Source organism: Amedibacillus dolichus DSM 3991 (assembly GCF_000154285.1).
In the GTDB taxonomy this organism is placed as follows: domain Bacteria; phylum Bacillota_I; class Bacilli_A; order Erysipelotrichales; family Erysipelotrichaceae; genus Amedibacillus; species Amedibacillus dolichus.
The window spans coordinates 118,345-142,395 of record NZ_DS483476.1 but is presented as its reverse complement, the minus strand read 5'-3'; the positions used below and the strand labels follow the sequence as shown (position 1 = coordinate 142,395).

General features: G+C 37.4%; 16 protein-coding genes. All 16 read right to left on the bottom strand.

Annotated elements, in window-relative coordinates:
* Positions 1-85: 85 nt before the first annotated feature.
* The 16 genes from EUBDOL_RS07185 to EUBDOL_RS07115 all read right to left on the bottom strand — a co-directional run bounded on the left by EUBDOL_RS07185 (position 86) and on the right by EUBDOL_RS07115 (position 24,023).
* Positions 86-382 carry a pore-forming ESAT-6 family protein gene (locus EUBDOL_RS07185; protein ID WP_004800117.1) on the bottom strand — a complete coding sequence of 99 codons (297 nt, stop codon included), beginning with the start codon at positions 380-382 and terminating at the stop codon, positions 86-88.
* A 12-nt stretch (positions 383-394) separates the two neighbouring features.
* Positions 395-691, bottom strand: coding sequence for a WXG100 family type VII secretion target (locus tag EUBDOL_RS07180; RefSeq protein ID WP_022420568.1), 297 nt, complete (start codon positions 689-691; stop codon positions 395-397).
* Between the two features lie 14 nt (positions 692-705).
* Positions 706-960 (bottom strand): hypothetical protein, encoded by a 255-nt coding sequence (locus EUBDOL_RS07175; protein WP_022420567.1) that lies wholly within the window; start codon positions 958-960, stop codon positions 706-708.
* A complete protein-coding gene (locus tag EUBDOL_RS07170) occupies positions 953-5,032 on the bottom strand; it encodes an FtsK/SpoIIIE domain-containing protein (RefSeq protein ID WP_083781350.1) in 4,080 nt (1,359 codons plus the stop codon). Before EUBDOL_RS07170 ends, EUBDOL_RS07175 begins: the two co-directional genes overlap by 8 nt.
* Positions 4,989-7,097 (bottom strand): hypothetical protein, encoded by a 2,109-nt coding sequence (locus tag EUBDOL_RS11485; protein WP_040463501.1) that lies wholly within the window; start codon positions 7,095-7,097, stop codon positions 4,989-4,991. Before EUBDOL_RS11485 ends, EUBDOL_RS07170 begins: the two co-directional genes overlap by 44 nt.
* Positions 7,098-7,109: 12 nt before the next feature.
* Positions 7,110-7,283, bottom strand: coding sequence for a hypothetical protein (locus EUBDOL_RS11480; protein WP_004800107.1), 174 nt, complete (start codon positions 7,281-7,283; stop codon positions 7,110-7,112).
* Entirely contained in the window at positions 7,274-8,950 is a 1,677-nt protein-coding gene (locus tag EUBDOL_RS07160) for a serine/threonine-protein kinase (protein WP_004800105.1), read from the bottom strand. Before EUBDOL_RS07160 ends, EUBDOL_RS11480 begins: the two co-directional genes overlap by 10 nt.
* 4 nt (positions 8,951-8,954) lie before the next feature.
* The gene (locus EUBDOL_RS07155) at positions 8,955-9,941 is read right to left on the bottom strand and encodes an FHA domain-containing protein (RefSeq protein WP_040463498.1); all 987 of its coding nucleotides are present in this window, start codon (positions 9,939-9,941) and stop codon (positions 8,955-8,957) included.
* Between the two features lie 509 nt (positions 9,942-10,450).
* Positions 10,451-11,290, bottom strand: a complete 840-nt coding sequence (locus EUBDOL_RS07150; RefSeq protein WP_004800101.1) for a DUF3800 domain-containing protein — start codon at positions 11,288-11,290, stop codon at positions 10,451-10,453.
* A 192-nt stretch (positions 11,291-11,482) separates the two neighbouring features.
* Positions 11,483-12,340, bottom strand: coding sequence for an SH3 domain-containing protein (locus EUBDOL_RS11570; RefSeq protein WP_004800100.1), 858 nt, complete (start codon positions 12,338-12,340; stop codon positions 11,483-11,485).
* Between the two features lie 12 nt (positions 12,341-12,352).
* Positions 12,353-12,667: a hypothetical protein gene (locus EUBDOL_RS07140; RefSeq protein WP_004800098.1), complete on the bottom strand. Its 315-nt coding sequence runs from the start codon at positions 12,665-12,667 to the stop codon at positions 12,353-12,355.
* Between the two features lie 9 nt (positions 12,668-12,676).
* Positions 12,677-12,946, bottom strand: a complete 270-nt coding sequence (locus EUBDOL_RS07135) for a phage holin family protein (RefSeq protein ID WP_004800096.1) — start codon at positions 12,944-12,946, stop codon at positions 12,677-12,679.
* Between the two features lie 113 nt (positions 12,947-13,059).
* Positions 13,060-15,543, bottom strand: coding sequence for a DUF859 family phage minor structural protein (locus tag EUBDOL_RS07130; RefSeq protein WP_004800093.1), 2,484 nt, complete (start codon positions 15,541-15,543; stop codon positions 13,060-13,062).
* A 15-nt stretch (positions 15,544-15,558) separates the two neighbouring features.
* Positions 15,559-19,164: a collagen-like protein gene (locus EUBDOL_RS11630; RefSeq protein ID WP_218915106.1), complete on the bottom strand. Its 3,606-nt coding sequence runs from the start codon at positions 19,162-19,164 to the stop codon at positions 15,559-15,561.
* Between the two features lie 14 nt (positions 19,165-19,178).
* Positions 19,179-19,580, bottom strand: a complete 402-nt coding sequence (locus EUBDOL_RS07120; protein ID WP_004800089.1) for a hypothetical protein — start codon at positions 19,578-19,580, stop codon at positions 19,179-19,181.
* Between the two features lie 15 nt (positions 19,581-19,595).
* On the bottom strand, positions 19,596-24,023 hold the full coding sequence (locus EUBDOL_RS07115; RefSeq protein WP_004800088.1) for a coiled-coil domain-containing protein: 4,428 nt from the start codon (positions 24,021-24,023) through the stop codon (positions 19,596-19,598).
* Between the last annotated feature and the right edge of the window lie 28 nt (positions 24,024-24,051).

The following is a 24,051-nucleotide window of genomic DNA, read 5'->3' as shown; positions in this document are numbered from 1 at the left end:
CTGTGCGATCAGCTGTTCCACTTTCGAAAGCTGCTGATCCAATGTCCTTAAATCCGCTTCATAACTTTGAAGCAGCGCTTTGGTTTCAGCGGAAAGAGTCAGCATGCTGATTTAATTTTTGTTCCATATCCTGATAAGTTGCTGCCGTAGTATCTAAAAATTTCGCATAATTATCAATGATCTGTTCGTAATTATCAAAAATCGGTAATAGACTTTGAAAACGTTCGCGAATGGTTGTCGCTGCCGGACTCTGCCACTCATTTGTCAGCTGATTCATACATACGTGGATCTCCATTAAACATTTGCGTAATGTTTGATTCTCCTGACGAATACCACCGGCGGTTTGTGTTAAATCCTCAATGGTTACGGATAATGCTTCCATGCTCAATTCCTCCTAATTTGCAAGACGACGCGCTTGCATCGTTCTTTCTTCCTGTGTTTTACGATATAAATTCGCACCTAGTCTTAGAAAAGCCGCATATTCCAACATCAAATCATGCATTTGGATAAAATCCTTGCGAAAGCCTTCGATTTGTGCGGTAAATGCTTGATTGTCCTTTCCTTGCCACCCTTTTTGCATGGCTTCAACATTTTGCAATAAGCGTTGATAGCTTTTCTCATATAAGCTGCTTTGCTGTTCGATACGCAACGCTCCCTGCTCTAGCTTTTGCGGTTCTACTTGAATGATCATATCCTTTTCTCCTTTTACCAAATCGCAATGATATCTCCATTGCATATACCATATTCCGATAAACTGCTTTCTGCCCTTAACACACAACACAAACGCTTAGCATACAAAACAGAATCAACATCTAAGATACATATATTCTGCATCTGCTTTTGTAATAAGCGAAATAGCGGAATTCGTATCTCCTTAATGGGAATGTGTGTGGGCAATAAAGTTTCTATTGCAAGCGACGCCGCAGGGACGAGCACCACCACAAGTACGCAATCAGACATCGTTTTCTACCTCCCAAATTTGAAATATCTCCCATTTGCTTCCCTCCATATACATTCCTTGATTATGCTTCAGTCGAATAGCTCCGACTTCTAAACACATTTCATAACTATACCTATCCAACATCTCACCAATCCATAAAATACGTTTGTCCTCCAACTGCCAAAACGGCTGTACTGCCAAGTGCGATTCACTCATTTCAAAAAATATATAGTGGCTATGCGAATCTTGCATGCTCTTTTGAAGAATATATTGATATAAGCTTTCTTTACTAAACATATCTTTATCCCATATACAAAGTTTGCTTTTCTCATCAAAAAGCTCACTTTCCTTCTCTACCATGATGGCATCTTGCTTCATCAGCTGCTTTATAAAGAGCTGCTTAAAAGCGCTTGGAAGTTGCTTAGCAGCACATATAAGCGTGTATTTCGTTCCCCTTGTATCAAGATAGAAATCTTCCACATCTTCTATCAGCTTCCCTAAATAAATACCCTCACTTAATACACAATGCGCTACCTTATCCGGTAACATACGTAAACAAAAGTTTTGCTGCCAAGGAGCTTGTGGCAAACAGTTTGCAATATCCTCTGCCTCTAGCGCTAGCGTTTGAAACAGGACAAGATGTTCCTTATACAGCATAATTCCATTTCCTAGCTGCTTACTTGGATAAAGCATATCCTCTTGTTCAAAAAGATGTGATAGACTTCTTTCCTCCTGCATAAAGAATGCAATCGTACGGGCAAAAAAAGGAAGGTAGCGATAGCTTACATTTTCTACACTGCGAACACTGATATAGCAAATTATCTTCAGCTGTTGTCCATCACGTAAATAGCGAACAAAATCATCGCTATATTGAGGATAGCGTTCACAAAACAATTCGAAATTATGAATAACTAAAATAATATAAGAAAAATCTTGTTCGCTTCTTTGCGCTAAACGTTTATTCAGCTGATGAAAAAACATAGCAATGCGCTCATCATCTGCTTCTGTAAAGACTTCACAAACAAGTCGCTTATCCTTCCATGCCAAAAGCTTGTGATCCGCAAAATCAAAAAGATATACAACCATAGCAGCGTCAGCATAGCAGTTGATTAAAGCATAAAGAAAGCTATTAAGATACATCGTTTTAGAGGCTGTAACATCACCACACAAAAGGGTATGGCAAAAATCCTTTTCTTCAATACAGCCATCTTCTTGCTGTTGAAATAAAACATCATCAATCCTCACAATAGCCCCGATTTTATGATCGGTACAAAAATCAATAGATAATGGCTGTTTCCATAATGCTTTGCCAAAGCAGTGATGCTCCTTGGCAGTCTTTGCTATTTGTGCCATAACGGCTTCCATTTGTGTTTTCTTAACTGTTTCCTGTTTTTGCAATGAGCATGTTTCAACAATACTTGCATCACTGCCAAGCAAGCATATTTCACGAAACCTTGGATATATATATTCCTCATGCTTTTCATACGCTGCCTGTGCCCATGCAATTTGCCCATGCTCATAAATTTCATTATGTCCTACTTGTAAAATACAGCTGCCTGTTTCCTTTAAATGCAAGGCATCGCTGTTTTTCAACATATCCTGACTATCTTGCGCACTTTGTACTTTCATGCACAAATGAAAGCGCGCATTGCTCCATATTTGCTCATCAATAACACCGTATGGCTTCTGTGTTGCCAACAGTAAATGAATACCCAAGCTTCTGCCAATACGTGCCATCTGTTTCAATTGTTCCATAAACTGTGGCTGTTGTTGCTTCATTTCCGCAAACTCATCGGCAACAATAAACAGATGCGACAAGATTTCCATATCCGAATGCTCTTTTACAAACCGATTATAACTGTCGATATTCATATTTCCGATATGAAATTGCTTACTGGCATTCATGAAAAGCTGCTGACGATAGATAAGCTCATGCTTTAACGCATATAAACTGCGCTGCAAAAGTGCGGCATCTAAATTTGTAATAATACCAACAACATGAGGAAGATTTGACAAAGTCTGCGCCATAACACCGCCCTTATAGTCAATCAACAAAAAATTGACAGCCTGTGGTGAATATTCTACACACATACTTAAAATATAAGTAAGCAAACATTCCGTTTTTCCCGATCCCGTCATACCGGCAAAAAGACCATGCGGACCATGTCCTTTCTCATGGGCATCTAAAACTAATGGCTGATGATGACTATTATAACCAATGGTACAAGCAAGGCTAAGGGAAGCATCACTTTTTTGCCAACGCTGCCATATCTGAAGTGCATTCGTATTCCCACATTGAAACATATCCAAAAAGCTACATGCTGTTTGCTTTTTCCAAGCAAATGACCAATGCTGATTGGCAATAAATTGCGGTATACAAGTCTGCCATTGCTTACTTGTTACACAGCGATAACGAAACTTCTCACATTGCCTTCCATGATAAAAAATACCAACATCATCATGTACCACAAGACGTGTTTTAGCATATTTCGAAGGATACAATGAAAGACAGCTTACTTTTTCACTTGTTAGTAAATAGCGGTCCAACACATGAAATTCTTCCTTCAATTTCACATAGAGAAATTGTCGATCATCTTTCTCTAATGCACTTGCCAGCTGAGGCAGCTTATGCTGCTCACTTAGCAAATAGCGAATTCCCTCGGTTTGATTATAAAGATGAGCAAGTCCTGTAATCTGCAGGCGTTTCGCTTCTTCATAATCCATGTGAACGATCAACCCAAATTCCTGTTCCTGATGCGTGATCACATATTGCATCAACAGCCCCAATAAATAAACCTTACTCTGCTTACCCTCTACAACGATATACGGGTATTGCTTTCGCCTCCATACAAACGGCATATCCTCCATCGTATAGATCGCTTGTACCAACTTTTCTCGTTCCTTTTCAAGCTCCTCCTTATCCATCACGAAGCCTATTTTTTCTTCTTCAAACTGTATATCATAAATCTCTTGATAAAAGCCTAGAAGCAAATCCTCCTTTTGATGATCAATAAGCATTCGCTTTCCTTTCATTAGCATTTCGCAAAGTGAACAGGCATCGAAATACTGTGCACGTTGCTGTCGATACGTTTGCATTTCTTTTTGTATTCGTTGTTTCATCATTTGCAGATAACCCCGATATTCCTTTTCCACTCGTTGCAGCTGTTGCTTTTGCTTACGCTGTTCATAAAAGTGTAAAACCAAAGGCCAAATCATAGAAGAAAATGCCATCGTAACAGACATCAACACCGTAGGTAACACCTGATAGAGAGTTCCCTGTTGCATACGTATCTGTAACAGCGAAAGCAACCCCATTGATAAAGAAGAAATTCCCATTGTCATAGATGGCGCAAGCACAAGAAAGGCCGGTGTTTGCGGCATTTGCCTGCTTCGAGGCGGGTGGTCGATCGAAACGATTTGTTTCGGTGGAATGGAAGGCGTTAACCAGATCATCTCCAACAATGGCTGTTCTTGCCGCTTCCAATCATACTTTACAATCGCTTTCCAAGCATCTTTTGCCAAAGCCAATCCAAAAGGAACATTCATACACAGTCCATTGGGTGTTACTACAATTCGTAATTCCATAATTTGAATGCAATCCAGTATTTCCAGCTCCTGCCTATCTACACGCTTTGCATTCACATAGGTTTTATTGGTGCTTTTTAAATCCTCGATATACCACGTACCGTTTTGATGATACAAGCGAGCATGATATTGTGAAATCACGTCCTGCCCATATACGATTTCACAATCCGCTGCCCTGCCAATCGTAATTTGCGACTTCTTACAAGCATAGGATTGGAAGCAATGAGTACCCGCTCGATAAAACTTTGCCCATACGACAGCTTTTACATTTCCCTTGTGCAGTTCGTAAAGGTTATTTACCTGCAAAAGAAACCTCTCATTCATGTTCCATTTCCAACCATCAAAGATCAATACATGCCACTTTTCAGAACGTGCTACAATTTGTATTTCTATTTTTTCTTGTTTGACATAAAGTGGATAGCTTCCCTCACAGCATGCAGGAAGGACGATATGAAAAAGCTCATCAGCCCCTAGGAAGAATACTTCGATTCTTTCGTCGAATGACATAGCCTACACCCAATATAAGCAACATTCCTACAATCAATATACTCCACCACCAAACGCCTTGATACTTTTCTTGCTTTGCTGCTTGGCTTTTAGCTTGAATCTCTACCTGTTTATGTACCTTTTTCCCCTCCTTATTGATTCCCTCTATTTCAATATGGTAGGTACCTTCCTTTTTGGGCTGTAATCGGTAGCTTCTTGGATTTGATACCCTGACTCCATTAACACGCACAACCATATCACTTAACTCCATATATGGAATTGTATAAGAATCTCCGATTGCTAATTCAACCTGATCATCGGCTGATACAAGTGTAAATGCAAATGGCTTTTGTAATCGACGCTGATTATGAAACATATCCTCAACAACCAGCTCCAACTGATAGCTTCCTGGTAAACAAATCGGTTCTCGCCAATGATAATCCACACGCTTATGATTGCGATACAACGCTGCATGAATCACTCGATAATTCTCTCCTTCATACAAAATTTCCGGTGTCCATGTACTTAGTGCACCTTGTTGAAAGGCATCTTTAACAATCACAATATCCGGCATTGCAGTATGAATGGCAATCGCAAAATGCTGCTCACTGTAATTTCCTGCCTCATCTTCCGCAAATAAAATAAGCTCATAATCATTATTTTGATTTTTCTCAGCCTTTAATTCAATCGTTTGCATGCCTAGCTTTTGCGGTATTTGATTGTTTTTACGTATGTATAGCTGGGCGAATCGCAAGTGCTCATCTTCAATATGTGGCTGCAAATGTAAGGTATGATTGCTACGCAATATTTGCTTAAGCGGTTTATTTTGATAATATAGCATTAGCTTTGGAGGCGTACGATCTACATGTAAGGAAAGCGTATCGCTGCTTTGATGTGCTAACTCATCTTGTGCATAAGCCGTAATTTGATAATCCCCCTCTTGCTCTGCTTCAAGCATATAAAAATATCTGTTATCACGTTGCTGCCAATCCGGATAAAGCTTTCGCAAAACCCCGTTACGCTCTATCATCAAATAGCTCTCTTCACGATTTAGATTACAATCTTCCATTTGAATTTCAACCTGAAGCTTTTGATCGATCGGCTTACTAAAAGCCTTTAATTGTGCCTTTGGCTTTTGCGTATCCAATAAAATATCATGATAATCGGCAGCTGCCTGATGCTTTGCCAAATCAACAATCGTATAGGACAATTTATAGGTTCCATCTTGCCAAGCGATTTCCGAAACATATTTATCTTTTTCCTTTGTCCACTGAACAGAAATCGGTTGGTCATTTATCATTATTTTGCTGTTTTCAACATCTAGGTTTTGCTCCATGACCTCAAAGCGCAAAACGACCTCTTGATCAAAACGATCAGCAGTATGCAGTGCCTTTCCATTCGCAAACACTTGAACCTGTGGCTTATCAAAATCCAACAGCAGCGTTGTAGACATTTCACCTTTTGCTGTTACCCCCTGACTACTCTCTAGTTCATATTGCAAACGATACATACCTTGCTTAGAAAGCGATATGCGTGCCTGATCTTTATTCTCATTCCACAACAGCTCTACTTTTTCATTTTGATGATAAAAATTTGTTTTTTCAATATTCATTTGTGTAGGAAAATGTACCTGCAATTCTATCGCATGATCATAAACCTGCATTTCTTCTCTTAAGGGTTGCCCATCAACCGAAAACTGTACTTTAGGAGTTGGCAAATGAATTGAAAAAGCTTCACTCTCATACAGCATGGTATCCGCTCGCCAAATCTGCAGCCTCATAAAAGAGCCTTCCTTAACAATCATCGTATCCCATGACCAGCTGTCCTCCTCATTTGTTTTCCATTGTCCTTCCAAAAGACTTTCCTCTTCTCCACATACAAGTAGGATACGCAAATCCTCTACTTGCGTACCACTATCGACTTGGATATGAACCTGCGGAAACTGCTCATAGCTTTCCTGTATAGGTGCTTGATCAAGCAATACCTCAAAACTATCCTCTTGCTTAGCAGCTAACATATTCGAAAACAGAAAACTGCATATCCCCATCGCCAAGAACAGGCTAACTAACACTCTCTTGATTTTCACGTTCTTTCCTCCTCACATCGTTTTTGTTTTTTCACTTGATTGCTTCCAAATCTCATCGGTATACGTAACTTTCTTTTTTCTATGTATATCCACAAAGCGATACAGCACATAAAGCATTATCAATAGAAAGACCACACTTAAAAAGAAGCTGATGATAGCTGCATATTTCCAAAAAATTACTGCCAAAATTCTTGCTCCTGTTTAATTTTTCGTAAAAAATAAGCTTTTTCTTCCGGAATCTCGATTTTTTGCGCATAATACAATGCCTCTTGTAAAAGCGATACATGCGAAGCCTTATGCTCATCGCTTACCCCATAGTAAAAGCAGCTATAAAGCATATCACTTATTCGCTGATACCGGTCCTCACGCGATATCTGTTTCATAAAGTGAACCGATTTTGCATAAGCCTTATTCATTTCTTCATAATTCCCTTTTTCATATTCGCGATATCCGATTTCATACCATGCAAAAGCCTCGCTTTCATCAAGAAATTCTCGCTCCTTCCATGCCAAATGTTCATCATATTCTTGCAGTTCCTTACGCATGATGGCACATAGAGCAAGTACCTTCGATGGTGCTTCTTTATGATTGCGTTCCTGCTGATATAGACTTACCAATAGCTTTTGATAAGCAAAACGAAGCTGAATATCCTTTAATTTCGCACAATGCTTTTCCGCTTGCAGCAGTTGCTGAAACAAGGGCTTTCCATGCACATCTTTTTGCAGCATTTCTAAAATCGTTTTCATTGCCTGTATCACCTCTTTTTCATCTTTCCTTTGTTCCTCAACATATTGAAAATAGTTATAAGCTTTGAATACTCCTTCCTCCTTTTCTAAAAGCAGTGCTTGGGAAGCTAAATAAAATGCAATATCACTATGTCGATACGCTTTGTTTTCCAATGCCAAAGCCTCCACCTGCTGAAAGCCAAAGGAACAAGAAGCTTTTAAACAGCCTTGCTCCATCAAGCCTTTATATGGCTCTAATGCATACGGCTGATACAAAAGCGCTTCTTCAAAGCTTTCCTTTCGCATAGCAGCTAGATATGCCTGCTGCTTGGCAACAGATAGTTTGCTTAAAGAATATATACCAAGCAAAAAACATACAACTGCCGCTATACCTAAAAATAGCAAACTTTTACAAATACGCCGAGCATTTCGCTGCAAAAGGGAAAAGGCTTTCGCAACAGCTGCAAAATCAGAGAAACGCAAAGCAATATCCTCTTGGCAACAAGTCAATAAAAAGCGATCCAATCCATCTTTTGTCTGTGCTTCTTTTGTAGGAAACGATCCATGATACAACACATAAAAGCAGCGTCCAAACGCATAAACATCGCTTTGAACAACACCTCTTTTTTCTTGTATAACCTCGAATGGGGCATAACCTCTTGTTGCACTTTCCACCGGCTCATGAAATGCCGTTACAGAACCAAAGTCCAAAACATACAGCCTATGATCTTTTCCAAGCATTAAATTTTGCGGTTTCATATCAATATATAACAGCCTTTGTTGATGCAAATACCCCATGACATCAATTACCTGTGCAATCCATTGATATAATTGCTGCTGTGAAATCACTGCTCGTTGCTGTATATACTCCATCAACGAAACTCCTTGTAAATATTCCATTACGATATAAGCTATTCCTTGCTCCTCAAACGCATCATAGATATGTGGAATTGCCGAGTGTGACAGCTTTGCCATACATCTTGCTTCCTTTTGGGCATGCTCTTTTGCCTGTGCAATGCATTTTATTGCCACCTCGATATGCAAGCTTTCATCAAGAGCACGATAAACAACGGAATTCCCCCCTTTGCCTATAATCTCAAAAAGCTGATAGCGTTCCTGCAATTTCATAAGTTTAACGCTTTATAAACTGAAAGCTATCCTGTGCAAAGGTTACCTGATCCCCGTCCTGCAGCACCTGCTTATGAATGCGTACACCATTCACAAAGGTTCCATTACTGCTAGATAGATCCTCCAGCTCCATCGTATTCTTATAAAAGCAAGCATGATGTGAAGAAATATACACACTGTCAATACACAATTCATTATCCTTTGTTCTGCCAATGCGATAACATTCACTTTTCACCTGATACCTTTGTTCACCTTGGACAAAAAAGCATTGTTCATCAGCACAAAGTACCATAGTTTCACCGTAAATCGCTGTTTGCGTGCGATATTCTTCACTCGGCTCTCTGATTTGCAGTTGTGGATATGCTTTAGGAAACGGAATATCTTTAGGAACATAAGGAGCTTCTTCCTTTTCCAAATGCAACAAGCGTTGAAAAAGTGTCGGCTTCTTTTTCCCATGCTCATGCAAATCATGTAATCCTTGTAATACCATCGGTAACGTCATTTCTTCATATTTCTGCATATAAGCCAAATAGCCAAATGCTTCATATCCCTCCTGCAAGCGCATCGCTTCCATCAATTGACCTAAAAAAGCAACACTTTCCGCCTTTTGAAAAGCCCATTTATCAACACAAAGCGGAAGTACCAAAAAACGCAATAAACCTCCCTCATGATGCATATACATATATTCGATATTCATCATAACCGGCTTACTTGTATTCACACTCAGCATACTTTCCAATACATAAATCAAAAACTCACAGCTCTCTTGTGCTTCAAAAATATGTGAATGCATATAGGTACAAAGGCTCACATACCCCTTTGTATCATAATAAAGCTTTTTGGTATTATGATGATCTCGCACACAAGGCAGACACCCGTTATCCTTCTGCATCTTCTGATAAATATAATCATCAAAATCATCTGCACTTTTTAACTCAATCTCCAAAAAGCCATCTTCACGCAGCTTTATGTCCTGAAATCGCTCTTCCATGCCCACACCTCCCTTTTCGCGCTTAGGTATTACACAAGGAACTACATAAATAATAAAAATAGTAAAAAATGTATCAAAATAGTACAAAAATAAGGCACTTTTCATTAATTTTTAACATTCGAAAAATAAATTTACACCAAATTTACACCAAAAAAGATCCTTAAGATATTTTATAACGCTTAAGGATCTCAATCATATTATTCAATTTCAAAGCCTTTGAATTTCAGTTGATGAACCAAGGCATAATTAAGAGAATGGGATATGAATAATATCTATATTATTAAAACGTCAAAATAAAAAAACTATTCTCTGTCAAAAGAATAGCAAATTTGAAAAAACATGTCATCTATCATACAACTTATTTTGCATAAAATCAACAAATTATGTGATTTTACACAAAATTGTTGATTTTTTTAAGAAATTACATATAATATGAGTAGAAAGGATAATGCTATCCTTATTGGGCTCGTAACTGCGCGGGCGGAAAAGCTGTTGTTTAACAGCTTTTTTTATGGGAATCGTTTTATTCCATAATTTAAATGTTCTGGATACCCATAAATCTTCGACTTTATTATTTCAAATGCTTTATCCTCTTTATGATTTCTACAATATTTAAAAATCGGATACGCACACAAATCAGCGATCTCTAATCCAAAGTAACTTTTTTTACAATCACTTTGGCATCTTTTTGGATTAAAATATACTCCTATAATTTTTTTAAACTGTTTCTCACTAACATATCGAGTCCCATACTTAATCAAGCGCACTATAGTATCTAAAATAATTGCATCTTCTTTCCTGCCTCGAGATTCCAAAATTATTATTACTTTGTCTGTATCTTTTAATTGCCTTTCGGCTAATCTTTCTAAGATAAATGTAACTGAAATATTATATGGTGATTGAGCATAGCTACCATATCTTTGTTCTAATCTCTCCTTATCAATAAAACTAGAAGTAATTGACATTGGTAGCGAACCCATTAAACTATTTAAATCTTCCATGAAATTTGTAGCACCTATAATATTTTTACTAAATGGACCTGTTTGTTTCCTTATTTCCCTAGAATGTAAACATACTTTTTGATACTTACCATTAAAATCATAACACCCATTGTCAGGCCAATATTTTTCTTTAAATGCATTAATACTGAACATTATATCAATAAAATTATTTTGTTCAAGTAAAACAGAAGTTAATCCAAAGTATTTTGAAAATTCATCAATTTTTTTCCCTTTCAATTTACATTTAGTTATATAACTCATATCAGCATCACCATTTTCATCAAAAAAGGCTACATGGGTCGCTCCTTCTATCCACTCTTCTATAACAGTGGGCCTATCTCTCCACATTATTATTCCCCCGAAGTTTATTTAAAAAAATATACATTGATATCTATACCTCCAATATTTTTTATAAATATAATTATAAAGTAATTTGTTTATTTTTGGTATTGTAAATATATTTTTTATTTACATGAAAAAAACTGTGAAATCTACACCAAAAAAAATTCCTACCCTCGTAATGAGAGTAGGGATAAATTTTTATTTAAATGTTCCGTAAGGTTTTGTGTTATATCCGTTCTTGTTCAGTTCGCCAACTGCCATCCAATGACGTCTCTTAGTTTTGGAGCTAATCCAGCTAATCCATACATATCCTTCACGTTTTACATATCCATCGTATTTAACTGACATTCCATTCTCGTACCAATCCCCTGTCAGCTGTCCTTTCAAGCTTGGAGCAAGTCTAATATTGATTTTATCGACATTACAATAGAATGTTGCGCTTTCTTTGATAAAGTCGCTAGGAATTTCATTCAAAACAGTGCCATTTGATGCACCTCCTACTTGAACATCAGCAAGTTTCTTCCATTTCATACCATTCGCATTCAAGATAGTAGTGCCATCAACAAAACATGCTTGATCCGCGCTAATGCTTCTTGGCAAATGATAAATACCAAATTTATTAAGGTCATATTTATGTGTAAATTTGCCTTTTGCAATTTCAAAGTGATTATGATTTCCTGTTGCATTTCCTGCAGTTCCTTCTTGTCCAATTTGTGCGCCTTGTTTATATGTCGCACCCGGATAAATTCCATTCAAGCTGTTATCATGAAGCACCATAATTGTTGCATAATCTACTGTACCATCGGCAAAACGCACCTGATTAACGGATTGCCAAAACGCAGCATTTCCCTCTGTATTACGATCACCTGTCGCAACGCAGCGTACATCGAAAGGAGCATAGAATAAATCTCTACCTGTATCTTTACCGGCTAGATCTAACGCATTGGCTCCTTGATGGCTATACTGCCCATTATTTCCTTGTGTAATGTTCATATATTCCATTGGGAATAAAATATCTTGAATTCCTCCACGTTTACTTGTCTGTCCTTTTTTCATGTTAATTTCCTCCTACATTCCAATTTGTTTAAAAATAAATCCAATTACAATACCTATGATAGCAGTAGCTATATATCCTACAACTTTACGCCACATTTCACCATCTAGGCTTTCTAATTTTTGCAGTCGCTCACCTTGCGATTTCTGCTCACGTAGCATACTTTCCATAATATTCGACAATCGTTCAATAGAAACGGCTGTTTTCTTCAATTCTTCGACTTGTTGTTCAAGCAATGATAATCGTTTATCTTGACGATCATTCTTCTCCTCAAGTCGTTTTTTAAATTCTTCATGTTCTGCTCTTGTGATAGTCATTTGCATATCCATGATGAGCACCTACTTTGGCAAAGAAGTATCTTTATTCTTTAAGTTTTTAACTACTTCATACGCACCGGTAGCAGCTAATCCGCTAGCTAGTCCACCTAATAGAATTTCGGGAGTAAATGTAAATCCATTCAACCATGTATTCAATAAAACTCCTAAAACACCCATAATTAGCGGAATGTATTTGTTAGGAATAAAATCTAAAGAAGATTTGATGATGTACCCACTCCCAAAACAAATAGCCATTACCGTTACTACAATAAATTCACTTAACATTTCCATTTCTTTTCCTCTTTTCTAGCTAAGTTTAAAGTCATTCTAGGACATAAAAAGACGTACTTTGAAGTACGCCTTATCACTTTGTTCTTAACCACATATTGAACACCGAGGTAAGTTTAACTAACCTCCTTTCCTAGTAATTGTTTAACTAGTTCTTTTAATTCAGATACTTCTTGCTTTAGAGTGTCGATCTCTTCTTGCTGCTTCTTAACAACTTGTGCGGTCATCATGAAATAATGGTCATAAGATAGTGAGAAGTATTCAGTAATATCTTTTGTTATATCGCTATTCTCTTTAACCTCGTCTTCATTATCAGGTGTGCCTATTTTGAACTGTGTTATTAGACTATAATCTCTATAATCTAAATTGTGTTTTTCAAAAGCGGCTATAACATCTTGAGCGATTAGACCAAATTCATTTTTATCTGTTCCGTAGTTAATATCGTTCCATTTAAATGTTTTTGGATTTAATTCTTTCCAAATATCAACATAAACATCGGCAATGTCTTTTATGTCTTTTTTTAAACGCTTATCAGATCCCACTGACCAAGCCTTGTTAACAATACAGCTTCCTCCAGCTTCGTTCTGAATATAGAAATTAGTTGTTCCATTAGGTCCGATATATGTTTTTCGTTTGGTGTTAGTATAAGCATTAGCATTGCTAGAATAAAATCCAATCCATTCTGCTCCGGTTGGATGCAATATAGTACCAGCAGCTAATTTTCCTTCAACTTGTAATGCTCCTGCAATATAGACTTGTGTATTGAACCAATGTGTACTAGCAGTAGTAATATAATGGCAATACGAAGCATTTTCAGATCCTATTTTGATTTCTTTACCGTTTGCTCGTGAATACAAATATCCGCCGTTAGATATAACATGAGAGGCTGCATGTAAAGTAGATGGGATTTCTACAACCCCATTGCTATACACATATACCGATTTTCTATTAGCAGGATCTTGAAGTCCTGTAATAATACGTAAATCGTCATCGCATAATACATAGGCACTTTTTTTTGTTACATCTATAGCTCCTACATTATTAATATAACTGTTGTAAGCTTTGCCCGATGATAAAACGACTACGCCTCCAGAGTTACCTAATACTACTCCATCACCATTTGCGCTACCTGAAACCATAAATAATGGCTGTCTAATACGTCCGCTGGTAAGCATACAAAATGTATTTTCCAATAACATTTTATATGCAACTTCTAAATATCCATCTCTTTCTGCAAACTTGCCAAACGCAATACCTTTTTTATTAGCCTTAACATTCATAACTCGCTCTGCAGTTTGAATTTCGATAGTCGCAGTTGCAGTTTTACCTAAAGCATCTTTAATCGTGGCGGTTAGGGTGTATTTAGATTCTATCGAACATTTAGCCGCTAATACAAACGCTGCGCCACTAGAGAATGTAGTATTTGACACACCATTACATGTAACAGAACGAGAAGCTACTGAATTCTTACCGGATACACTTGCTATCGAGTAGTTGCATGTAACTTTAAGATAAGTACCATTAGAAGATACAGTTCCATCGCTGTTGCATCTTATAGCCGATACACTAATTGATGGGTTACTGTAATCTACGACTATAACAGATACACTCTTTGTAGCACTTCGCCCACGACTATCTGTCGTCTTACAGGTATAAGTTTTAGTGCCGGCTACTGTAAACGTACTAGAAGTCGCACTATTTGAGTTTGCAATTATGCCCGGTCCGCTAATCGAATTTGATTCAATTGTCGAACCAGACGCCCCGGAAGCCGAAAACGTTATTTCGACTTGTGAGAAGCCTACAACATAAACACCCCAATCCGAAGGAACACCGTTATCTACTCGTGCGGCGGTAGCTGAACCAATAGTCGGAACAATGCTAGTCGGAATACTCAAATTTATAGACTTAGTTACCGCACTCCCTACTTGAGTAGACCCATTCATAGTGATCACACGAACCGTTAAAGATCCAGTAGTAGCATTAGGAACTCGGCTTGCTAAACTAACGGGCGGGGTAAAAGACGCTGAAGTAGCAGCTGATGTGCTTACTGAAGTCCATCCACTTTCAGCATACGAATACTCTACTTCATGAGTAAAGCTGCTAATCGCTCTAGATATACCGACTGTTACAGCACTGCCAAGAACACTACCTTGAAGCGAACTAATGCTCGATGCTCTGGCTATAGACGTCAATGCGATTGATGCTGTTTGTAGCCATGTCGATGGCGGAGACCACCCGCCGGAAGTTGAACCGGCTCTAAATTGTATTGCAGCAAAACCTGATAATTTACCATCAGCATTATGAGTTACGGTTATAGATTTAGAGACACTTCTGGTCTGCCCCATAGCATTTCCAGTAAACGCGTCAGATGTAGCTACTAATATGTTTTTATTGGTTCGGTTATCATGCCAATAAATATCCAAATATGAATTGTAATTTGAAGACCAACTTACATATTGACCGTATAAAGAACCGCTAATAGAAATGACTGATGTGTTATTAGCCACACTGGTAGCAGTTTCTTTGAAACTTACTTTTAATACATACGGATAAGACGAAGCAGTACCATATATATTTTTACTTGCGCTAGCACCTGGCATCTAACCATCTCCTTTCTAAATCAATGAGAAACCTAAAGAACCTTCATCGATTAATGTGAAGTTGCCACATTTGATGGAGGTTAGAATTACTGCGGTTAGAATATAAAGTTCGTTATTTGAAATACGTGCAACTTTTATATCACCCTGATAGAATGCCAATTCGGTGTTAGATAAGACTGCTTTGAATGGACTATTAGAAGCTCCTAACTCCAAAGAAGCACCGTCGAATCTTGCCCATTCTTTAACTTCTTCCGCACTAAGTTTACCGTCTACAACTGACTGCAATTTCTCGGTTGTTGTTTTAACAAACTGAGCCATTTCAGTAGTTATCTGCAATTGGTTAGAAACGGCGGTTATAGATTCTGTATTAGCATCAGTCTCTGTTCTAACACTTTCTATCATCATTTCTATTTGTTTACTTGTCTGATCGATTGCAGATCTATATTCTTCTGTGATTGCCGAAGTCGCATCGTCGATAGAGTCTTTAATATCCTCTTGAACATCTTCGGGAGCAGGAGACCAGTCAGTTGCTTTATTACCTTTTTCAAGTTTAACGTTAGCTAATTGATACGTTCCTGCAGTTTTAAGATAAAACGTTAACGAACCAGTAACTGTTCCGCTGTCAAAGATTCTAGTAAATTTTGTCCAATTTGTTGTTAAATTAAATTCTTTTGGATTATTAGTACCGCCCGTTGCTTGAACCAAGGTTAAATTACTATCTGCTTTGGCATAAAAACTTAAACTGTATGTCGTATGTGCTACAACAAACATATTAGGTCTAATTTGATATATTCTTTCAGAGTTAATTCCATAATCTCCTTTAGTGTGAGTTATGGCTAACGTATTGTTATAAATTTCATCATGAATAACACTTGCTGTTACATTTTCTAAAGCCCAGTTCCTATTAGCGTTTTTGAAATTTGAATTTAGTAACAAATTCCTTCCGCCTATTTCTACACTATCCAGCGTACTACTTACTGAATACGAAGTGCTTGTAGTGTTGTCTGTGTAAGTTATTACGGTACGAGTCCATAAATATGGTAGAGCTGGAGTTGTTTTGGGTATTGATGTAGACCATGAACCAGTTGGAGCAGAAGTTTGCGATGCTCCTGCTTGATAAGTAATAGCGGTGGATTTAACACCTTTACCATCAGCTCCTGGTTTACCAGCAGCACCAGGACTACCATTCACTCCATTTTGACCCATTCGACCAACCGAATAAGATGTCGTAGTCTTGTTATTGGTATAAGTGATAATAGTTCTCGTCCATAGATATTGACCTGCGGCAACGGTAGGAATAGTCGATACCCAACTACCAGTCGGAATAGTAGTTCCTGAAGTACTTGCCTGATATGTTACGGTTGAGGACTTAACTCCAATACCTTGAGGACCAGTGGCGCCTGTATTCCCCTTATCTCCATATACACCAATAACGCGTTTCGCTGTTTCTTTAGACGTACCGTTCGTATAGGTTATTTTTTCATAGTTCCAAAGATATTTGTTAGTTGCGGTTAACGTTGGAACAGTTGTACCCCATGACGTTGGAGCAGTTGTATTAGATGTCGATACTTGATAATATTCAGTAATACCGGAAATACCAACGCCAGCTGCACCCGCAGCCCCTGCATCTCCAGTTTGACCCTTGTCGCCATAAGTTCCGATAATACATGGTGTAGTCTTTGTCGTGCTATTATCAGTGTAGGTTATGAGCTCGTAATTCCATAAATATTTCTTACTAGCAGATATGGATTGAATTGTTGTCGTCCATCCTGATGTAGCATCAGTTACCCCACTACCGCTTGCACTAGCTAAATAGTAGTTAGCTATGGTTTTAATTCCTTTACCCGTCGCACCGGTAGCACCTGTTTCACCTTTAATTTTTGTCCAACTATATTTTGTTGGATCAGTGGAATCAGCTTGGGTAAAGTCTGTGTATTGTCCTATATACAATTTACCTGCTGAATCAGATACACTGAAGCCCGTTTTACCATCAGCACTATTAGCGTAAGCGATATGCAAATATGAGGTTTTACCGTTAGCGCCATTCGTTCCCGGTATACCTTGTTCTCCCTTAGCCCCTTGAGAACCTTTAAATTGTGCCCAAGTATATTTCGATGGGTCTGTGCTATCAGTAGGTTCGAAGTCGACATAAGTACCAATATAAGTCGATGGCGTTTCAGTCATTTGGCTAGATGTTGTAGGATTTGCTACTGAAGAATATTTAATATGGAAATATGAAGTCTTACCTGAAGCACCGTCTGCACCATCTTCACCTTTCGGTCCTTGTATACCTTGTTCCCCTTTTGGTCCTTGAAGACCTTGAAGACCTTGAAGCCCAGGTTCTCCTTTAGGACCTTGTGGTCCAGTCTCACCCTTAATTTTAGTCCATGAGTACTTCTTAGGGTCAGTAGAATCTGCTTTAACAAAATCGGTATATTGTCCGATATATAACTTATTTGTGGAATCCGTAGTACTAAAACCAGTTACACCATCTGATGAGTTGGCATAAGCGATATGAAGATATGAAGTTTTAACATCTTCTACCTTCGTTTTAATGCCATCTAAGGTTACTTCGATTTCACTAATTTTATTGTTAAGTCCTTCTTGCTTTTGAGCTAAAATTTTAAGTGAAGTCTCATTTTGATCTACAAGCACCTTTAATCGTTTTATTTTCACATCAGATGGTACAGTCGTTTGCATCGTTTCAAGATTTTTGGTATTTATCCTACCGTTCATTTCTTGAATGTTATACTCTCCATTCAAATAAGTAGTTTTAAAATCAAGAACCATATAACGAAAATATCCATCAAATTCAATAATATCTCCAAGTCTTGCATCATTAACCGCCGCAATCTTTAAGTCTTGTACGGAATAAATGCTTAATCCGTTAATCACACTATATATATAATCGACAGTTTTTTGATCATCAATATACATATTATCTTGTGTTAGGTAAAGAGTATTCTTTTCGTTTGTGCCAGCTTCTAAAAGTAAAACTGTATCATCAAACGTAACTTTTGATATTGTGAATTCTTCCAACATTTCTTTATCAAACTGCTCTACGTCATTCTCTGTAATATGATGCTTTGTTTTGGAAGAAATCTTTTTGAATATCAATCCACCCGTTTCTTTAGCGTACACATTACAAGCATAAGCTTCTGCGATCATCGACAAATGATTGCGTATTGATAGCGTATTGTCGTACATACCAACAGTTCGTGTTACCATATCTTGTGGAATAGCAGTATAGTCAATTGGCATTTTCAACAGTCTTGACATTTCGTCTAATTGATCTCTTAATGTAGTCGGATATTTTAATTTACTTTCGTATCGAATATCAGTCAATGACATACTATCGTACATTTCTAAATAAAGTTGATTTGTCATACGTTCCGGAGCTTCAACTACGAAGAAAGAACCAATAACTTTTTCTTCATCTTTTATAACAAAAGGAAAGTCTAATAAATTGTCAAAAATCTTATCCGTATTATCAAGTGTCAAATTCAAAGCAAGTGAAGGTGTGTTACCTATAATTGTATCTTCCACAAATTGTCCTGATATTTCGGGATTTGAAACAATATAATCGGTATATTCTTCGTTATTGATGAATAGACGAAACATAAGAAAACACCTCCCTAGCATTCAATTAGGGAAAAAGAAAGGAAGGCGACATACCCTCCTACATATTTTTCTTCCCTATATGTAACATCTGCGCTACGATACATTGTTTTATTTACACGCTTTTTCTGTGTCCTATCATACACATTCACACTAAATGTTTGTTCATCGACTAAAGCAAGGATATTCTCCGCTGTTTTAGGACTGATATTTTCCCAACTTAAGCCGATGGACATAATATTCTTACGTATTCTGTTTCTTCTCAAAACTCCTGTTTTGAAAGGTCGAATACCCTCGTTATCTAAATCTGAAAACTGATAATCAGGAGGTGCGCTTGTGTATGGTAACGGAGTTCCTTTTACTTGGATTTTACGTTCTTCGTCATTAAAATCATTTGTAATCCCTCTTACGTCATTCATTTACGACACCTCCTATTATTTCTTGAACAACGGTTTTCCTGTTTTACGTGAATGTTTTTCATCAGCTTTAGTTACTTGCTTCTGTATGATTTTTCCATCAACAACAATGTAGTTCTCAAGGTTTATGCTCTGTGAATTATTGCCACCCATCGCTTGCATAGCTGCTAATACAGCGTTATACACACCGGAGCTAATACCTGCAATAATTTGATCGTTGTTTGCAACCGCTGAACGTCCACGAATAGTGCCGACCAATTCAGGACCTCGTTCACGAGCAATAAACATTTGCCCCACATCAGGAAAACCACCGGTAGCAAAAGCTACTTGTCTCCCAAATAGCGAACCTATGGCATTCGTTGCAATACTTACACCATTCATAACTCCATGTAAAGTTACTTTTATGGTATTATTTCTAAAAATTTCATTAACCTTACTCCATGCACTCCATGCCTTACCAGAAACATCGGGAATATCCACATTGATTTTAGGTTTTTTACTCTCAATAATCCTCTTAGCATTTTTCGATACATCATCGGCTTTTTTGGATACCTTACCTGTCTTATCTCCTAAAGCGGTTGATAATGACGCAATATACGCCTCTCCACTCTCGTTACCGTTCTTTTGATAATCAAGAAATGTCTTAAGGTACTGTTCTCCGTTCTTTGAATTGACATCAATGTTGTGTTGTGCTAACAAAGTTAAGAATTTTTGATACTGTCCTTGTTGTTCAGCATTCATATTCTTTCCATGCTCTGTATAAGCACTATACAAATTCATATACAGATCGGAATTTTCTTTTTTAATCTTAACATTGTTATTTTGCAAAGTGTTCAAGAACGCTGTGAAATCTGCTTTCTGTTGTTCGTTCAACATAAGTCCTTGTTTTCTTGCAATCTCAAGAATTTCTTTACTGTTTTTCTCATGGTTCTTGTATGATTTTTCGAGCAGCGCTTTTTCATTTTCTGTCAACGTTACACCTTGTTGATTTAAAATGACAAGCAACTCATCATACGTTTTCCCATACGCCACAGCCTGTTGAGTATATTCATCAATAATGAGTTTTCGTGAAGATTGAATATCCTTTAGCTCTTTACTGTTATTATCAAGTCCTTTTGCAACATATTCATCATGTTGTCTTTGGAATTCCTGCATCTTAGTACCTAAATCATTGAATGCTTGGTTACCTGCATCAGAAAGTCCTTGATAAGATAACTTAAGAGATGCAGTATACTCGTCTGTTTTTCCCGCTAAGCCTTCCATTCCTGCAATATATTCATCTTGCAATTTAGATGTTTTATCAAGGATTTCATTCTGCTTACCGATGGTATCGTTCAATCCTGAAATATCAGCATTAAGTTGTCCAATTTCTTCTATTTCGTCCTCAGAAATACCATCGGCTTTTAATTCATTTAACCGTTGAACTTTCTTATTCAATTCTTCTGTTGTCATAGTAAGGTCTGTACGTGCCTTTATCTCATCACGAACAGCTTGTGTGTACAGTTCTTGATAAGCTTTCACTCTTGCTTCTTCTTTGAGTGCTGCGATTTCTTGATAAATAGCATCTGTATTTTTCAACCACTCTACTCTACCATCAGCAGTTAATTGTACTGTTTCCGGTAATAATGAATTGATTTCCTCGACATACATTTTTGCAAGATTAACATTGTCTACATAACCTGTTTCGCCTGACATTTCACGTAGCTTTTGAAGATATTTCTCGACTGTTCCAATATCTCCTATTTTATCTGCATACGAATTTTTAGCAGCTTCTTCGGCATCATTTAATGATTTCGCTAATTCGTCCGCTGCTTCTGCTTGTTTTTGGACACTTTCGGTATAATCTTCCATTTCATACTTCTGTTCTTTTTGTGTGCTACCAAGCAATGCAATACCCGCCACAAGAGTAGCTATACCCGCAGCAACTGCGACCATTGGGTTTAATGCCAACCAATTCAAAGCACTTCCTAGACCGGATTTTATTGTTCCTGCCAATCCACCTACTGCTTCACCACTAACTGTAAGAGATACTCCAAACTCACCTATTTTTTTAGCCACAATCTGCCACATTTTCGTGTTCATTAAAGCTCCATTTAGTGCTCCATACACATCTTTAAATGAGGTTATATTTTTCTTCCCACCGGTGAAAATTTCAAAGAATTTCTGTGCAATTTTGCTGTTATCAGTAAGTAATACGATTAGTTTTTCAAATACAGTAAAAGAGGAACCAAGTGTTTGGAAATCTTTTACCAACTTTCCTATTTTCCATGCAGCATAAAAGCCTCCGGCAATAGACATTAAAGCAATCGTAGCACCTTCCGTTTCTGCAAGCCAATCAATCAAATTAGCTAATACATCTACGATTTTTCCTACACCTGCAAGAACAGCACCAACAAGGCTTGCGAATATCGGTGTAATTGAACCTTTTAGCCAAGTTATTACCGGTTTAACAAAGTTGTCGTTTATACTATTTGCTAACTTTAAGAATGCTTCAGCTAAATCCCAAAGTTTCTCAAACAGATAACTTCCACCATTATCCCAAACTACCTTAAAAAAGTATGTTACATTGTCAGCCCACATACTAGCAGTGTCTAATAATCCAAAAAATAAATCCGTTGCTTCTTGAAAGAATGAACCCCATTTTTCTCCGACAATATCGAATGCTCCACCAAGAATATGATTGATGTTTTCACTCGAATTTAATAGGTTATCAATAACAGACTGTCCATATTTATTCCAACTATTTGAAAACTTCTCAAATATGTTTACATCTAAGAATTTCTTAGCAGCATCTACCCATTGCAACAGATTATCTCGAATATCCATTGCTTTCATACGGATACTGCCAAACAAATAATCATATTTGTTTAAAGCTTCTAAAAGGCGTGGGTCAACAGTCATTCCTCCTAAACCACCGGCACCTCCACCACCGGAAGAACCAGTATCAGTTGGTGGTTTAATGACATTCAGTTTATCGAAAGATGCTAGACTACCAACCGCTTCTTTTAACTTCTTGTTTGTTTCATCTAAACCGCTATTGATATCTCCTACACTGTCCGAAACGCCACCCATTCCTTCCTCTAGTCCATCAAGAATAGTTCCGGTTTGTCCTGTTGAATTTGGTAACTCATAACCTAAGAAAAGAGCAAATGTTCGCACTAATTCTTTGATAGCCATGACAAACCCGTTGATGTATGGAAGGACAGAACCAATAACACCGTAGAATACCGAACCAATCCAACGCCCTACCTCTGCTAATTGCTGTTGTAAAACACGTAATTGGTTGGCAGGTTGTTCAATTGTCCTAGCAAAATCCCCCATCGCAGCAGAACGAGCCATCTGACTTTGTAATGTCAAGATAATCAATAAACGCTTTTCGATTTCGTTCATTTGAGAAATCTTAACATCGTTCATTCCAATTTCTTGCATCGTTGCCTGTAATACATTCTGTGTAATGTCATAACCCGATACAGACCTGATTGGACGCACTTGTTTGGATAAAGCTGCTTGAAATTTTGTAGATGCCTGTTCAATTGAAGTGTTGTATAAAGAAGAAAAGTCAATCGCCATCTTTGTAACACGTTCTGATAACATATAAGACATTTCTTCACTAATCCCACCAAGAGATCCAAGCATGTTTTTAAATGTTGCTTGCATCTGCATGGTATCAGGCATTGCTAAACCGAAGGTTTCAGAAAGCTGTTCTTGGAATTTCATAGCTTCACCACGCATATTTCCCATAGCACGTGAGAAGTAGTTTTCAACTTCGGTAAAATCTATTGCTTTCCCGATAATTTCTCCGATGCCACGAAAAATCTGCTTAGACATATTATAGAAATAAATCAAATTTCCAACTGTGAATATTTGATTGATTCTTTTTCTAGTCTTAGAAGCTTCATTTCCTACATCTTTAACTTTTTTCTTAGATGTTTCTAAGTCCTTGTTTAAGTTTGATATATTTGTTTTCGCGCCAAAGTTATCTAACTTCGACTTCGCTTCGTTTAAGTGTTGTATGAATGGTGAAATCTGTGTATCAAGTGTACTAAATACTCTTCCGACTTTCGAAGCATCAACAGCTTCAATAGAGCGCATAATAGATGGTATCTCTTGCATTTTCTCAAAGCTAGATACATTAAATGCTTTAAAGCTATCCAAAAACGATTTTAAAGAATTCATATTAGGTGTCTTTAATTGACTTAATCGCTTTTCAAGCTTTTCGACAGTTGATACCATTTTGTTAATTTGATTATCGATATTGCTAAAATCCATATTATTGATTTTGCTTAATGCTTCAAAAGTAGTTGATAATCTTTGAATTCCATTTGTTATAGTATTAACACGTTTCCTCAAAATATCTATTTTACTCAATAAAACATCAAGGGCAGCGGAGGCTTCATCGAAATTATCTTGCATTTGTACCCCTATCGTCCTATCATAGTCAGCCATTCATTTACCCTCCCTTCGTCTAAAATAA

Coding starts and splice junctions, on each gene's coding strand:
- EUBDOL_RS07140 (WP_004800098.1), bottom strand. CDS start 12,667: ATGGATATGCAAATGACTATCACAAGAGCAGAACATGAAGAATTTAAA.
- EUBDOL_RS07150 (WP_004800101.1), bottom strand. CDS start 11,290: ATGTGGAGAGATAGGCCCACTGTTATAGAAGAGTGGATAGAAGGAGCG.
- EUBDOL_RS07160 (WP_004800105.1), bottom strand. CDS start 8,950: ATGAAATTGCAGGAACGCTATCAGCTTTTTGAGATTATAGGCAAAGGG.
- EUBDOL_RS07175 (WP_022420567.1), bottom strand. CDS start 960: ATGTCTGATTGCGTACTTGTGGTGGTGCTCGTCCCTGCGGCGTCGCTT.
- EUBDOL_RS07180 (WP_022420568.1), bottom strand. CDS start 691: ATGATCATTCAAGTAGAACCGCAAAAGCTAGAGCAGGGAGCGTTGCGT.
- EUBDOL_RS11570 (WP_004800100.1), bottom strand. CDS start 12,340: ATGAAAAAAGGACAGACAAGTAAACGTGGAGGAATTCAAGATATTTTA.
- EUBDOL_RS07120 (WP_004800089.1), bottom strand. CDS start 19,580: ATGAATGACGTAAGAGGGATTACAAATGATTTTAATGACGAAGAACGT.
- EUBDOL_RS07170 (WP_083781350.1), bottom strand. CDS start 5,032: ATGTCATTCGACGAAAGAATCGAAGTATTCTTCCTAGGGGCTGATGAG.
- EUBDOL_RS07130 (WP_004800093.1), bottom strand. CDS start 15,543: ATGCCAGGTGCTAGCGCAAGTAAAAATATATATGGTACTGCTTCGTCT.
- EUBDOL_RS07135 (WP_004800096.1), bottom strand. CDS start 12,946: ATGGAAATGTTAAGTGAATTTATTGTAGTAACGGTAATGGCTATTTGT.
- EUBDOL_RS07115 (WP_004800088.1), bottom strand. CDS start 24,023: ATGGCTGACTATGATAGGACGATAGGGGTACAAATGCAAGATAATTTC.
- EUBDOL_RS07185 (WP_004800117.1), bottom strand. CDS start 382: ATGGAAGCATTATCCGTAACCATTGAGGATTTAACACAAACCGCCGGT.
- EUBDOL_RS07155 (WP_040463498.1), bottom strand. CDS start 9,941: ATGGAAGAGCGATTTCAGGACATAAAGCTGCGTGAAGATGGCTTTTTG.
- EUBDOL_RS11630 (WP_218915106.1), bottom strand. CDS start 19,164: ATGTTTCGTCTATTCATCAATAACGAAGAATATACCGATTATATTGTT.